Annotated in this window: 11 protein-coding genes; 5 read left to right on the top strand and 6 right to left on the bottom strand. The window is 65.7% G+C overall.

The window, feature by feature from the left end:
• Positions 1-69: 69 nt before the first annotated feature.
• Both QYM46_RS17135 and QYM46_RS17130 read left to right on the top strand, forming a co-directional pair.
• Entirely contained in the window at positions 70-912 is an 843-nt protein-coding gene (locus QYM46_RS17135) for a DUF402 domain-containing protein (protein ID WP_432789929.1), read from the top strand.
• 75 nt (positions 913-987) lie between these two features.
• The gene (locus tag QYM46_RS17130; RefSeq protein ID WP_432789928.1) at positions 988-2,010 is read left to right on the top strand and encodes an NADP-dependent oxidoreductase; all 1,023 of its coding nucleotides are present in this window, start codon (positions 988-990) and stop codon (positions 2,008-2,010) included.
• Between the two features lie 92 nt (positions 2,011-2,102).
• Here the strand turns inward: QYM46_RS17130 and QYM46_RS17125 are convergent, their stop codons facing one another.
• The 5 genes from QYM46_RS17125 to QYM46_RS17105 all read right to left on the bottom strand — a co-directional run bounded on the left by QYM46_RS17125 (position 2,103) and on the right by QYM46_RS17105 (position 8,646).
• Entirely contained in the window at positions 2,103-3,557 is a 1,455-nt protein-coding gene (locus QYM46_RS17125) for a rhamnulokinase (RefSeq protein ID WP_432789927.1), read from the bottom strand.
• 29 nt (positions 3,558-3,586) lie between these two features.
• On the bottom strand, positions 3,587-5,623 hold the full coding sequence (locus QYM46_RS17120) for a bifunctional aldolase/short-chain dehydrogenase (protein WP_432789926.1): 2,037 nt from the start codon (positions 5,621-5,623) through the stop codon (positions 3,587-3,589).
• Between the two features lie 50 nt (positions 5,624-5,673).
• A complete protein-coding gene (rhaI, locus tag QYM46_RS17115; RefSeq protein ID WP_432789925.1) occupies positions 5,674-6,843 on the bottom strand; it encodes an L-rhamnose isomerase in 1,170 nt (389 codons plus the stop codon).
• Between the two features lie 86 nt (positions 6,844-6,929).
• Positions 6,930-7,262 (bottom strand): L-rhamnose mutarotase, encoded by a 333-nt coding sequence (locus QYM46_RS17110; RefSeq protein WP_432789924.1) that lies wholly within the window; start codon positions 7,260-7,262, stop codon positions 6,930-6,932.
• A gap of 22 nt (positions 7,263-7,284) precedes the next feature.
• Entirely contained in the window at positions 7,285-8,646 is a 1,362-nt protein-coding gene (locus QYM46_RS17105; RefSeq protein ID WP_432789923.1) for an MFS transporter, read from the bottom strand.
• Positions 8,647-8,881: 235 nt separating this feature from the next.
• Between QYM46_RS17105 and QYM46_RS17100 the strand changes: the two genes are divergently transcribed.
• Positions 8,882-9,889, top strand: coding sequence for a LacI family DNA-binding transcriptional regulator (locus QYM46_RS17100; protein WP_169253401.1), 1,008 nt, complete (start codon positions 8,882-8,884; stop codon positions 9,887-9,889).
• Between the two features lie 7 nt (positions 9,890-9,896).
• Here QYM46_RS17100 and QYM46_RS17095 read toward each other — a convergent pair whose 3' ends face one another.
• Complete coding sequence (locus QYM46_RS17095) at positions 9,897-10,898, bottom strand: asparaginase (RefSeq protein ID WP_432789922.1); 1,002 nt, start codon at positions 10,896-10,898, stop codon at positions 9,897-9,899.
• Positions 10,899-10,974: 76 nt separating this feature from the next.
• Here QYM46_RS17095 and QYM46_RS17090 point away from each other — a divergent pair, with 76 nt between their 5' ends.
• Positions 10,975-11,382: an MmcQ/YjbR family DNA-binding protein gene (locus tag QYM46_RS17090; protein ID WP_432789921.1), complete on the top strand. Its 408-nt coding sequence runs from the start codon at positions 10,975-10,977 to the stop codon at positions 11,380-11,382.
• The gene (locus QYM46_RS17085) at positions 11,375-14,275 is read left to right on the top strand and encodes a DEAD/DEAH box helicase (protein ID WP_432789920.1); all 2,901 of its coding nucleotides are present in this window, start codon (positions 11,375-11,377) and stop codon (positions 14,273-14,275) included. Before QYM46_RS17090 ends, QYM46_RS17085 begins: the two co-directional genes overlap by 8 nt.
• The last annotated feature ends 43 nt before the right edge of the window (positions 14,276-14,318 follow it).

Raw genomic sequence — 14,318 nt, 5'->3', positions numbered from 1 at the left:
CCCCACTCTATGACCTGTCGCCCCACGCGTCCTCAGCGGCCGTCCATGCCCGACACATAGACTGCCCGCATGAGCCTGCGCGATCCGTTCACGATCCCCACCCCGCCCCAGGTCAGACCTGTGGGGCAGGCGCCGTTCTGGACTCCGGGGCAGACCGTGACGTGGACGTTCCGACGGTTCGACTTCGACCGCGACCTCGCCGAGGTGGCCCGACCGATGCGTGTCGTCGCCGACGGGCCGTCCGGTTCTGTTCTGTGGTTGGCCGGGGGTACGCCGACGCAGGAGACCCGCATCGTCGGGTGGGAGAACACGAACGCCCACGATGTGCCGTTGAAGGCGCGGTTCCGATCGCTCGCCGAGGCGCCCACCAGGATCAATGTCGAGGGCACGTGGTGGGGCCGCGGGGTGCTCAAGATCGTTCCGCCGAAGGTTCCGTTCTCCGTGTGGGTGCTGCTCAAAGATGCTGTGGACGGTGTCGATCGTACTGAGCCCGGCGGTGTGCGGGCCGAGTGGTACATCAATCTCGAGGCCACGCACGTACGCAGCGATGATGCGCTGTTCACCAGCGATCACATCCTCGACATCACCTTTCCGACCGCCTCGATGCCCCTGCACGCCGCGGACGGTCGGCTCGATCCGACCGGTGCCGTATTCAAGGACGTCGACGAGCTCGCCGCGGCGGCGAACTTCGGGGCGTGGCCGAGGGAGTGGTCGGAGGTCATCCGGGACAATGGCAGCCACCTGCTCGACCACCTCGGCGATTTCGATTGGGCCTTCGACCCCGAGTGGGAGACCGTGGCCCGCGACCTGGTGGGGAAGGCCCGATTGGGGGCCGCCTCGGTGTCAGAAAAATCGTTCGATCAGGAACATCGGCGACCGCAGAATGGTTGTTATGACCGACAGCATCGGTGATCGTCGCGGATGCACCTGTCGCCCCACTGAAGCACACAAGCGAAGAATGATCTGCTGCTGAAAGGAACCGTCTCCATGACGACCAACCATCGGATTCGCCTGAACTCGCGCCCCGTGGGCGCTCCAACTGCGGAGAACTACCTGCTCGACGAGGTGCCTGTGCCGGCCCCGGGCGAGGGGCAGGTGCTGTTGCGCACGCTCTACCTCTCGCTCGACCCGTACATGCGCGGGCGGATGTCGGATGCGAAGTCCTACGCGAAGCCCGTCGAGGTCGGCGATGTCATGGTCGGCGCCACTGTGTCCGAGGTCGTCGAATCCAATGCCGAGGGCTTCGCCGCCGGTGAGATCGTCCTCGGCTACGGCGGGTGGCAGGAGTATTCGGTGGAGTCGACCGGGCATCTGCGCAAGATCGATCCGGAGCTCGCACCGATCTCCACCCACCTCGGTGTGCTCGGCATGCCCGGATTCACCGCGTATGCAGGTCTGCTCGAGATCGGTCAGCCGAAGGACGGCGAGACCGTGGCCGTGGCCGCCGCCACCGGACCCGTCGGGTCCGTCGTCGGTCAGATCGCGAAGATCAAGGGGGCGACCGCCGTCGGCATCGCCGGCGGCCCGGACAAGGTTGCTCACCTCGAGGAACTCGGCTTCGATGTGGCACTGGACCACCGGAGCGGGAACCTGCGGCAGGAGCTGAAGGACGCGGTCCCGCAGGGCATCGACGTCTATTACGAGAACGTCGGCGGCGCCGTGTTCGACGCTGTGCTGCCCCGGCTCAACACCTTCGCTCGCGTGCCCGTGTGCGGACTCGTCGCGAACTACAATCTCACGTCGCTGCCCGAGGGCCCGGACCGTTCGGGTGCGCTCATGGGCAACATCCTGACGAAGTCGCTGCTGGTCCGCGGCTTCATCCAGACCGAGTTCGCCGAGCGTCTCACCGGTCAGTTCCTCGAGGACATGAGCGGCTGGCTCAAGGAGGGCAAGGTCCGCTTCCGCGAGGACATCCGCCCCGGTCTCGACAAGGCTCCCGAGTACTTCAACGATCTGCTCACCGGCGGGAACTTCGGCAAGATGGTCGTCGCCGTGGGCGCCGAGAGCTGAGGCTGTCGATTCATCTCAGTTGTCGCACAGAGGAGGCGGCGTCGGCCAGTTCTGGCCGACGCCGCCTCTTTTTGTTGGTGAAGCTCCTCTGGTCAGCCCGGCAGGTATTCGGTGACCGGGAACGAGGCTCGTACTAACTGCCGCAACTCGCTCAGATTCGAATTCTCATCGACCTGACCGACGGCCCGGGCCTGGATGAGCAGGTTGCCGATCGCTGTGGCCTCGACGGGTCCGGCCAGCACGCGCCGACCCGACCGTTGTGCAGTGAGCCGGCACAGCAGAGTGTTCTGTGAACCGCCGCCGACGATGTGGATCGTCTCCACGGTCCGGCCCGTCAGCTCCTCGGCGGTTGCAAGGGTCTGAGCATAAGCGGTGGCGAGCGATTCGAGGATCGATCGGACCACCTCGGCGCGGGTGTGCGGAGGTTCGACGCCGTGCTCATTGCACCACTCGCGGATGCGGGTGGGCATGTCTCCGGGTGGGGTGAACCGGTCGTCTGACGGATCGAAGACGGCCACCGGGGTCGTGATTGCGGCTGCCTCGGAGAGGAGCGTCTCGAGATCCGAACTGCGCTGAGCGTCGGTGGCGTCATGCTGCCACTGTCGCATCGATTCGCTCAGCAGCCACAGGCCCGAGACGTTCTTGAGGAACCGGATCGTCCCGTCGACTCCGCCCTCATTCGTGAAATTCGCCCGGCGGGCTGCCTCGGTCACGACCGGGTCGTCGACCTCGAGTCCGACCAAGGACCAGGTGCCGCTGGAGATATAGGCGCAGTTCTGCCCGTCCATCGGCACGGCCACCACCGCCGAGGCCGTGTCATGGCTGCCTACGGCCGTGACCTGGATCGGGTCGACCGCACCGATCCGCTCAGCCACCGGTGCGCTGAGGGCGCCGATGCGCTCACCAGGAGCAATGAGATCAGGCAGCAGATCGGCAGGCAGTCCGAGCAGTCTCATGAGTTCTGAGTCCCAGCCGCCGTCATGAACTGACAGCAGACCGGTCGTCGACGCGTTCGTCAGCTCCGTGCGTTGCTGACCGGTGAGCCAGAAGGCGATGAGATCGGGGACGAGCAGTGCCCGGTCGGCGAGTTCGAGGAACCCGGACTCGGCTTCGACCGCAAACTGGAAGACGGTGTTGAAGTCGAGGTGCTGCAACCCGTTGTGGGTGAAGAGCTCATCAGGGGCGACGTGCTCGTGGACGAGCTCAACTCCACGCAGGTTCCGTCCGTCCCGGTAGTGATGCGGAATCCCGAGCAGGTCTCCATCGCGCAGCAGCCCATAGTCGACGGCCCATGAGTCGATGCCGATGCTCACCAATCCCGGGCTCCTGAGGAAGGCCTCTCGGAGGCCCGTGCTCAGTTCAGCGAAGAGCGACTGGATATTCCAGTGCATGCTCTCGCCCAAGAACTGCGGCACATTCGCAAACCGAGCCACGGGCTTCATCCGCAGCACACCGTCGCTCACCCCGCCCACGATGACCCGGCCGCTCGTTGCGCCCAGATCGACCGCGGCGAGAGTGAGACCGGCAGCAGAATCAGTGATGTCCATGTGTGTGATGATCTCCGTTGGAACGCGGCTCACCGCAGGAATGCTGCGGCGACACCGGCATCGACGGGCACGTGCAGGCCGGTCGTGTGTGAGAAGTCCGAGGTGCACAGCGCATAGACGGCGTTGGCCACATTCTCCGGGACGACCTCGCGGCCGAGGATCGTCCGCTGTGCATAGAACTTGCCCAGGTCCTTCTCCTCCACGCCATAGGTCTTCGCGCGCTGTGCGCCCCAACCGCCCGCGAAGATTCCCGAACCGCGCACCACCCCATCGGGATTGATGCCGTTGACGCGGATGCCGTGTTCGCCGAGCTCGGCGGCGAGCAGGCGCACCTGATGAGCTTGGTCGGCCTTCGTCGCCGAATAGGCGATGTTGTTCGGTCCGGCGAAGACGGAGTTCTTCGAGGAGATGTAGACGATGTCACCGCCGAGTCCCTGGTCGACGAGGATCCGGGCGGCATTCTTCGACACGAGGAACGAGCCCTTAGCCATGACATCGTGCTGGAGATCCCAATCGGCCTCGGTCGTATCGAACAGTGACTTCGACAGCGACAGTCCGGCGTTGTTGACGACGAGGTCGAGCCCGCCGAAGGCGAGCACCGCTTCATTCAGTGCTGCCTGCACTCCGGTTTCATCGGAGACGTCGGCTGCGACACCGATGGCGACATCGGTCGACCCGAGTTCGGCCGCGACCTCCTGCGCCTTGTCCCGGTCGAGGTCGGCGATGACGACGCAGGCGCCTTCGGCGACGAGGCGAGTGGCGATGGCTTTGCCGATTCCCGACGCCGCGCCGGTGACGAACGCGATGCGACCGGCCAGCGGCTTAGGTGCAGGCCTGCGCTGCAGCTTGGCTTCTTCGAGAGCCCAGTATTCGATGCGGAACTTCTCCGCCTCGCTGATGGGAGCGTAGGTAGACAGCGCTTCGGCTCCGCGCATGACGTTGATGGCGTTGACGTAGAACTCACCGGCCACCCGTGCCGTCTGCTTGTCCGCACCATAGGAGAACATGCCCACTCCCGGAACAAGGATGATCGCCGGATCCGCTCCGCGCATGGCCGGTGTTTCGGCGTCGGCGTGGCGGTCGTAATAGGCCGCATATTCGGCCCGGTAGGCTTCGTGCAGTGCGGGGAGTGCGGCGATGATCTCTTCCACCGAGGCGGCCGCCGGCAGGTCGATGACCAGTGGCTTCACTTTCGTGCGGAGGAAGTGGTCCGGGCAGCTCGTGCCGAGTTCGGCCAGAGCGTTCAGCTTCTCCCCGGCGAGGAATTCGAGCACGGCCGGTTCATCGGTGAAGTGCCCGACCATCGTTGTGTCCGCCGAGGCGAGCCCGCGCAGTTGGGGTGCGAGGGCCGCGGCCTTGGCGCGACGTTCGTCCTCCGGCAGGGCCGAGTAGTCGGAACGGGCAGGACCGAAGGGCTCGGGGCGGCCGTGCTCTTCGATGTAGCGGGCCGCGGTGTCGATGATCCACCGTGAGTTGGCCTCGGACTCCGCCGAGGTGGCTCCCCACGCCGTGATTCCGTGACCTCCCAGGATGGTGCCGATGGCCTGCGGGCTCTCTGCTTTGATGGCTGCAATGTCGAGGCCGAGCTGGAACCCGGGCCGACGCCACGGCACCCAGACGACTGTGTCGCCGAAGATCCTCTTCGTCAGCTCCTCACCGTCTGCCGCGGTGGCGATGGCGATTCCGGAGTCAGGGTGGAGGTGGTCGACGTGGGCGGCATCGACGAGTCCGTGCATGGCGGTGTCGATCGAGGGTGCGGCACCGCCCTTGCCATGCAGGGTGTAGTCGAAGGCCGCGACCATCTCGTCCTCGCGGTCGACTCCGGGGTAGGTGTTCTCCATCGCCCGCAGCCGGTCGAGGCGGAGGACTGCGAGACCGTCGGGAGTGAGCGTTCCGAGATCTCCGCCGGAGCCCTTGACCCAGAGCAGTTCGACGTCGTCGCCGGTCACCGGGTCGACATCGGTGCCTTTGGCTGACGTATTGCCGCCGGCATAGTTCGTATTGCGACGGTCGGCCCCCAGCGAATTCGAGCGGGTGATGAGGTCGTTGACGATCGGGTGGGTCATGGTTCTCCTCGAACGATGGTGCAGGTGAGTAAGGATGCGGGGAGGGTGTCTCAGGCGCCCCAGCCGGCCTGGGTGCCGCCGATGCGATCGGCCGCGATCTGCTCCTGATAGCCGGATTCGCGGAAGGCGCGGATGGGGTCGGCCGGCAGTCCGCGGGAGACGCGCCAGTCAGCGAGGTCGCCGCGCACATCGGTGTAGAACGCATCCATGAAGATGTCATTGGCGCTGATGACATCGCCTGCGCGCTGAGCTGCAGTGAGCGCCTCGGTGTCGATGAGGAGTGCTCGTGCCGTCATCTCCTGAACATTGAGCACCGAGCGGATCTGACCTTCGATCTTGTTCTCGACGTTGTGGCACTGGTCGAGCATGAACGCGATATCGGGACTGTTGAGGCCGCCTCCGCGGATCACTTCGTGGATGATCCGGAAGAGCTGGAACGGGTCGGCAGCACCGACCATGAGGTCATCATCGGCGTAGAACCGCGAATTGAAGTCGAAGGAGCCGAGCTTGCCGAGGCGCAGCAGCTGCATGACGATGAACTCGATGTTCGTGCCCGGAGCGTGGTGGCCGGTGTCGAGGCAGACGAGCGCCTTGTCGCCCAGGGCTGCGACCTGGGTGTAGCTCGTTCCCCAGTCGGGCACATCCGTGTGATAGAACGAGGGCTCGAAGAACTTGTATTCGAGCACCATCCGCTGTTCCTCGCCGAGGCGGTCATAGATCTTCGACAGCGAATCGTGGAGTCGGTCCTGACGGCCCCGCATATCCGCCTGACCTGGGTAGTTCGACCCCTCGGCCAGCCAGATCTTGAGGTCTCTCGATCCCGTGCGATCCATGACGTCGATGCACTCGAGATGAGCGTCGATGGCCTTGGTGCGGATGCTCTCGTCCTCATGGGTGAGCGCACCGAACTTGTAGTCATCGTCCTGGAAGGTGTTCGAGTTGACCGTGCCCAAGCGCACGCCGAGTCCGGCGGCATGGGCAGACAGTTCATCGAAATCGCAGAGGTCCCACGGAATGTGCAGAGCCACCTGTGGAGCGAGTCCGGTGAGTTCGTGGACCTTCGCGGCATCGGCGATCTTCTCGAACGGGTCACGCGGAGTGCCCGGGGTGCCGAAGACCTTGAACCGAGTGCCGGAGTTCCCGAACGCCCAGGACGGCAGTTCGATCTCCTGCGCAGCGAGCTGGTCGGTGATGTCGGCGAAAGTGGGGCGAGTGCTCATGAGAGTCGGTGTTCCTTACTGTTGCTGTGGTGCTGAGAACGCGGTGAGGCTGACAGGTCAGCGGGACGCTGGATCGGAGGCCGTGCTCACTTCGGGTGAGCGGCCGCTCGGGTCGTGGTGAGCTGGTCTTCCAAGTGGAAGACCTCGCGCAGCCGTTCGGAACCCGCGTCGAAGGATCCTCCGGCGGCGAAGAACGGTGACATCGATTCCTGCCAGGCGGCGTTGATCTCTGTCAGCTCCATTCCCTGCTGAGCGGCTTCGTAGTCGTCTGTCTCGAGATAGCCGATGACCATGCCGGACGGATCCGCGAACAGTGAGTAGTTGCGCCACCCGGTGGATTCCAGCGCCTCGAGCATGTCCGGCCAGACGGCCCGGTGGGCCGCGATGTACTCATCCAGACGGGCTGGGTCGACCTGCATGCGGAAGCACACCCGCTCCATCTCAGCGTTCCCTGACTGCGGTGGAATCGGTCGAACCGGACGCCGCGGTTCCGTCGGTGCGGATGTTGCCCGCGGCCGCCTCGGTGGCATGATCGGCGTCGAGGAGCCGACCGTAACGTTCGATCTCGATCTCCTCGAGTGTCTTGTTCTGGGTCTTCGGTGCCCAGATCATGCCGATGAGCAGGGCGGCGACGAGGAGTCCGACGATGAGGACGCCGACCCCGTGGATGCCGGTCGTCTCGAGCATGAGCGGGAACCACAGGGAGAGGACACCGACCATGACGCGCACGATCATGAACATGAAGCCCTGAGCAGAGGCACGGTAACGGGTGGCGAAGAGCTCGGCCGCCCACAGTCCGTAGAAGGCCTGAGCACCCAGTCCGGACGAGATGCCCCAGCCGATGGCGAAGACGAGCAGAGAGAACCAGCCGGCGGGTCCCCAGATGAGCACGGCCCACGCGATGACGCCGAGGCCCGCACCGAAGCCGTAGAGCCAACGGCGGGAGACCTTGTCGCCGTAGCGCATGAAGCCGAAGAACGTCGCCGCGCTGGTCAGACCCCAGACAAGGACCTGAAGCAAGTACTGGGAGCGGGCATCGGTGAGTCCGGTCGCCTCGTAGATGCGGGGCTGGAAGATTCCGGCCTGACCGGCCACCGTGTTCCACAGGCCATAGACGCCGATGAGAAAGAGGAGGGCGGTGATGTTCTTCTTGTTGGTGAACATCTCGAAGATTCCGCGGTAGGTCCCGACGTTGTTCGGGTTCGCGTTCTTTTCCTTCCAGCGTCGCGATTCGCTCAGTCCGCGGCGAACCCACCACGTGATGAAGGCGATGACGAAGAGGTGGGCGAAGATGATGCGGGAGCCGAGCAGGCCCATGGGTTCGAGCAGCGCAGCGAGAAGGAAGCCGATCATCGGTCCGATCGACCAGGCCAACTGCGCGACGCCGACGTGGCCGGCCCGGCGTCCGTCAGGGGCCTCCTCGGCGATATAGGTCCACGCTGCTGTGACTCCGGCGCCGACGGCGATGCCGGTGAGGACGAATCCGATGAGCAGGGAGGCGAAGTTGAACGCAAAGACTGCGAACAGCGTGCCGAACATGTACAGGAGGAGGTCGTAGGTGTAGATGAATTTCCGGCCGTAGCGGTCACAGAGCGGTCCGCCGATGGCAGCGCCGATCGCGGCGCCGAAGGCATTGGCGCTCAGGGCGGACAGCAGGCCGACTGCCAGGCTGTCGAGGCCGAATTCGGTCTGCCACAGACTCATGCTCGTCGCGATCGCGATGATCGAGCCGGCTTCGATGTAATTCGACATGGCCACGGCGACCGTGGCCTTCCATTTGGACGACGTCGTTGTGTCCTTCATAGGTTCCTCCAGGGTGACTCGGTGATCGCGGCTTCACGAACCCGGTTATGAATTGAAACGTTTCAATATGGTGATGAGAACGCTAGCATGTCATCGAGGTCACATCAAGACGGTGGCCGGAAGCTGTCTGAGCGACGGTGATTGCGACGGCCGGAACTCCGCGGTGTCAGGCACAATGAGACATGCCGTCGGCAACGAGTCGTAGGGCAACAGCACTGATCACAGAGGGAGACTCATGGCGAAAGTGAGTATGCGCGAGGTCGCGGACCGAGCCGGAGTCTCGGTCGGTACCGTTTCGCATGTGGTCAACGGGTCATCGAAGGTCGCCGAGGCGACGGCTGCGAAGGTCAACGCCGCCATCGAGGAGCTCGGATTCGTTCGCAATGCTGCCGCCCGACAGCTGCGTTCGGGGCACAGCAGCAGTCTCGGCCTCGTCGTGCTCGACACCTCGAACCCGTTCTTCGCTTCCGTTGCGCATGGTGCCCGGCAGGCTTGTGACGAGGCCGGACTGGCCCTGCTCATCGGCGATTCGGGCACCGATGAGCAGCGGGAGGGGAAGTATCTCGACCTCTTCGCCGAGCAGCGGGTCAACGGTCTGCTTGTGACTCCGACCGGCTCTGACCTGTCGCGGCTCGAAGCGATTGCGGCCCGGGGTACGCCTGTCATGCTCGTCGACCGGGGCTCGAACGGCTATGCCCTGTCCTCGGTGACGGTGGACAACATCGCCGGGGGACGGATGGCACTCGACCACATCATTGCCGGAGGCTGCAGGCGTCCGGCCTTCATCGGGGGGCCGCAGTCGCTGCCGCAGGTGTCCGATCGCTTGGCCGGAGCCGCAGAGAGGGCACGCGAGTCCGGACTCGAACTGCCTGTCTACAGCACCCCGGAGCTGACGATCCTGGCGGGGCGCGATGCGGGCGAAGAGGTCGTCGGTCAGCCGGCGGACCAGCGACCCGACGCGGTCTTCTGCGCCAATGACCTGTTGGCGGTCGGGTTCATGCAGGCGGTCATCATGTTCAGCGACCTGAGGATCCCTGACGACATCGCGATCGTCGGTTATGACGACATCGACTATGCGTTCTCGACGATCGTTCCCCTGACGTCAGTTCGGCAGCCGGCGGAGCTGTTGGGACGGACCGCGGTGGAAACGCTTCTGCACGAGAACGCATCGGCTTCAGACGATCATCATGATCGCCGGTTCACGCCCGAACTCGTGGTGCGGGGTTCGACCCGGCCGGTGTGAGCCAGACTCACGCGAAGTGAGCGAACACCTCGGCCGGGTCGAGTCCGAAGCTCAATGCGAGGCTGAGCACGATGCGGGCCTTGCGGACATCGAGGATTCCGGCGGGAACGAGCCCCGCCTCGAGCAGGCCGATCTCTCCGCCTGGGTAGCCGTAGGTCCGGCGCAGGCTGACGCCCGACCCGGTGCGGGAGGCGAGCACCACGGGCATCGCCTCCGTCAGACGGGTCACGGCAGGCAGCAGGTCCTCGGGGACATGCCCACCGCCGACCCCGGAGATGACGGCGCCGTCGAACCCAGACCCCGCGATGAGATCAAGGGTCTCTGCCGGTTCGCCCATCCCCACCTCGGCGAGGGCGACCTTGCTCAGCTGGGACGGACGGGACAGGCCGGCGAACGGAGACGTCGAAGTCTGGGGTGCGTGCGGAAGGTGGAGGTCATCCTCGCTCAGCCACCCGATCGCCCCGAGGACGGGCCCGGAGGAGAACGCCGCGGTCGAGGTGGTGTGCGACTTCGACACGAACCTCGGATCGTGGACCTCGTCGTTGAACACGAGGGATGCAGGCAGGTTGCCGACCTGGTCGGACAGGGCGGTGAGCGCGGCCGCCCGGACGTTGGCCGGGCCGTCGGCTCCGGGCAGAGTCGGATTGCGCATGGCCCCGGTGGCAGCGATGTGCGTGCCCGAGTCATTGAGCAGCCACAGACCGAACGCCGACTCCTCGAGGGTGTCGGTGCCCTGGGTCAGGACGATGCCATCGGCCGTGGACGTGCGGGCGAGCTCGACGACGTCGAAGAGCATCTCGAGGGTGACATTCGCGCTCGAGACCTGAGCGACCTGAGTGAAATCGGCCTGCAGATCCGGCCAGACCTGGTCGAGGCCCGCGGCCGCAGCGATCTCGGCTCCGCTGAGCGCTGGGGCAACCCCGCCTGATGCATCGGCGGTCGATGCAATGGTGCCGCCGAGAGCGGCCAAGAGCAGGTGAGGGGCGGTGCGGGGTGTGGTCTCAGGCATGGTTCGAGTCTATCGTCAGTTCGTGCGGAGAAACCGTCGTCGGTTCTGCGTCAGTGCCGTTTGCTAATCTCCACGCATGGATCCCGATACCGTGCTCCGTCTGGCTCACGAGCAGGCCATGCAGTACCCGTCTGTCGAGATCGACTATCCCTTCGGTCCGGACAACGCTGTCTACAAGGTGCGAGGGAAGATGTTCATGATGGCCTATGAACTGCGTGGGATCCCCAGCCTCAACCTCAAGATCGATCCCCTCGACGGTGAGGTGCTGACAGACGCCTATCCGGAGATCTCACCCGGATATCACATGAATAAGAAGCACTGGATCACCGTGGCCGGGGATGGAGACGGTGCTGGCGGCGACCGGCTCGATGCCGAACTGCTTCAAGACCTTGTCCTCGAGTCCTACTGTCTTGTCGTGGCCAAGATGCCCAAGCGGGACCGCCCTGTTGACCCGGACACCTTCGGCGGGCGCGGCGATGACTGAGAACGTGCGGGAGGCAGCCGCGACCCAGCCGCCATTGCGCCGCCACCAAGACGAAGCGCTCGCGACTCTGCGCGACGGATCCGCTGCCGATGAGCGCCGATCCTGGATCGTCCTGCCTCCCGGTGCGGGAAAGACCCGCGTCGGCATCGACTACGCGACTCACCTGCTCGATCGGAAGCTCGTCGACCGCGTCGTGGCCTTCGGCCCGAATACGGCGATCCAAGGTCAATGGGCCAAGGAATGGAACCGCCTCGGCGAGGGGCGTCCTCCTGCCGGAGGCTCACGCGATCTCACTCAGACCTTCACCGCTCTGACCTACCAGTCCCTTGCCGTCTTCGACACGGATCGGGAGACGTCCGATCGCGAGGGGGACACGCGCACCACGGACCGCGACCTTGAGGAACGCGCAAGCGATTCTGTCGCCTCCGGGCCGAGCAGCAGCCTGCTCGACTCCCTGGCCACTGGTGGCCGGGCCCTTGTCGACAACCTCGTCGACGGTGGTCCGACACTGCTCATCCTCGACGAATGCCACCACCTGCTCGAGGTCTGGGGACGTCTGCTGTCGGACCTGCTCGCCCTGCTTCCCGACGTATGGGTGCTCGGACTCACCGCCACCCCACCAACGACGATGTCGACCCGGCACCGGGAACTCGTCGCCGACCTCTTCTCCTCCGTCCGCTACTCCGCGTCCATCCCCGCCCTCGTCAGAGAAGGCGACCTCGTGCCCTTTGCGGACCTCGTCTGGGTCACCGAACCCACCCGGGAGGAACAGGACTGGCTGTCGGCCCAGGCCGAACGGCACACCGAGTTCATCACCGGCATCCTCGACCCCGGCCAGGGCACGATCGGGCTGCTCGAATGGGTGGACCGACGATTCCTCGGCGACCGTGCCGAATCGGTGGATTGGCAGACGATGAGTCGGCAGCGACCCGAACTCTGCGATGCGGCCCTGCGCCTCCACCACGCCGATCTGCTGCGCCTGCCGCCAGGCGCCCGACTCGGCGAACAGCACCGCCGCGACCCCGACACCGACGACTGGGCCCGACTGATCGAAGACTGGATGCGTCACCACCTGCTCGTCTCCGATTCCACGTCCGACCAGGACCTCGCCGAGGAGATCCGCCGCAGGCTGCCCGCGATCGGCTGCCGCTGGACGCACCACGGAATCGCCGCCGGGCGGTCTCCGACCGATCGGGTCCTGTCCCATTCGGCGTCGAAGCCGCGCGCCTGTGTCGACATCGCCGCTGTTGAAGCGGCAACCCTCGGCGACCACCTGCGGATGCTCGTCCTCTGCGACTTCGAGTCCGCCACCGCGACCTTGGCCGCCGACGTCCGCGAGGTCCTCGACGAACGGTCCGGATCCGCAATCCTGACCCTTGAGAGCTTGGCCGCCGACTCTCAGACGGCACATCTGAACCCGCTGCTCGTCTCCGGGCGCACCGTAGCGGGACCACCGGACGTGCTGCGCGCGCTCATCGACTTCATCGCCGTCGACGACGCCGACCTCGCCGCCCGGCTCAGCGTCACCGATCCCGTCGCCGGTGTCAGTCGCATCGACGGGCGCTGGACGAGCCGTAACTGGGTGCCGTACGTGACCTCGTTCTTCACTTCCGGGGCAGCACAGGTGCTCATCGGCACCCGGGCGCTGCTCGGCGAAGGTTGGGATGCACCGGCCGTGACCGGACTCATCGACCTCACCACCGCGACCACCCCGACCGCCGTGACGCAGACCCGCGGCCGGGCGCTGCGCGAAGATCCGAACTGGGCACAGAAGGTTGCCCTCAACTGGACCGTCGTGTGCATCAGCCCAGACCACCCGCGCGGAGAACAGGACTGGGGCCGACTCGTGCGCAAGCACGACGGCTTCTTCGGCACCGATTCAAGCGGCGAGATCGTCGACGGCGTCGCCCATATCGACCGCGCGTTCTCGCCGTTCCACCCGCCCGAGGACGATATCGACGCCATCAATGCGCGGATGATCACGCGTGCACAAGCCCGCTCCGAGGTGGCGCAACGGTGGAACGTCGGCGCGGACTACCGCGACGAGGAGCTGCGGTCGGTGCGGATCGTCGCCGATCATCCCCGGCCCGAGATTGCACCGACGGAAATCACCTCCGACGGCGCTCGTGCCGCGGCCGATGCCGCTGCTGGTGCTGAAGGCATCATCCCGAGGCCGCGGCACCGCGACGGCGACCCCGGAAAGATCCTCCCCGTCACTCTTCGCATGCCGATCGTCATCGTCTGGGCAACGGTGGGTCTCCTCATGGCGGCGACAGCGGTGCTGAGCAGCGGAGCCGCGGCGTGGATCCTCGGCATCATCGCCGTCGGACTGCTGCTGAGCCTGCCCCTCGTCCTCACCATTGCCGGCGGTCGCAGGCACCGCATCTACGGGGTCACCCCGACAGTCGCGCAGATCGCCGGTGCCGTCGCCGAGGCGCTTCATTCCCTCGAGCTGAGCAGTTCCGGAGCCGACGCGGTGCGGATGAGGATCGATGCACGCGGTGACCTGCGGTGTCACCTCGACGCGGATCCCGCGTCGGCCGAGGCCTTCGCTCTCGCCCTCGACGATGCGGTGTCACCGATCGGTGACCCGCGGTATCTGCTTCCGTGCTGGCAGCTGCCGAGGCGCGCCCATGGGCTGCGTGGGTGGTGGACGCAGCTGAGGTGGGGGACCGGCACCGCCCAGAAGGCCGACCCGATCTGGGTGGGCGTGCCCGCCGTACTGGGGACGAAGAAGGAACGCGCCGTGGCCTTCGCCGCCGCCTGGGACACCTGGATCGGAGGAGGTGAACCGATCTACACCCGCAGTCCCGGCGGGGCCGGCATCCTTGCAGCCGTGCGCGGAGGCGATCCTTGGTCGATGACCTCGGTGCTGCGCATGCGCTGGCGCTGAGCCGCGAATTGGCGCGGACCCGCCGGTGCATCGAGAATAGTTG

This window comes from Brevibacterium sp. K11IcPPYGO002 (assembly GCF_050920635.1).
Taxonomy (GTDB): domain Bacteria; phylum Actinomycetota; class Actinomycetes; order Actinomycetales; family Brevibacteriaceae; genus Brevibacterium.
The sequence above is the reverse complement of the archived record's forward strand: the minus strand, read 5'-3'. Positions and strand labels throughout refer to the sequence as shown.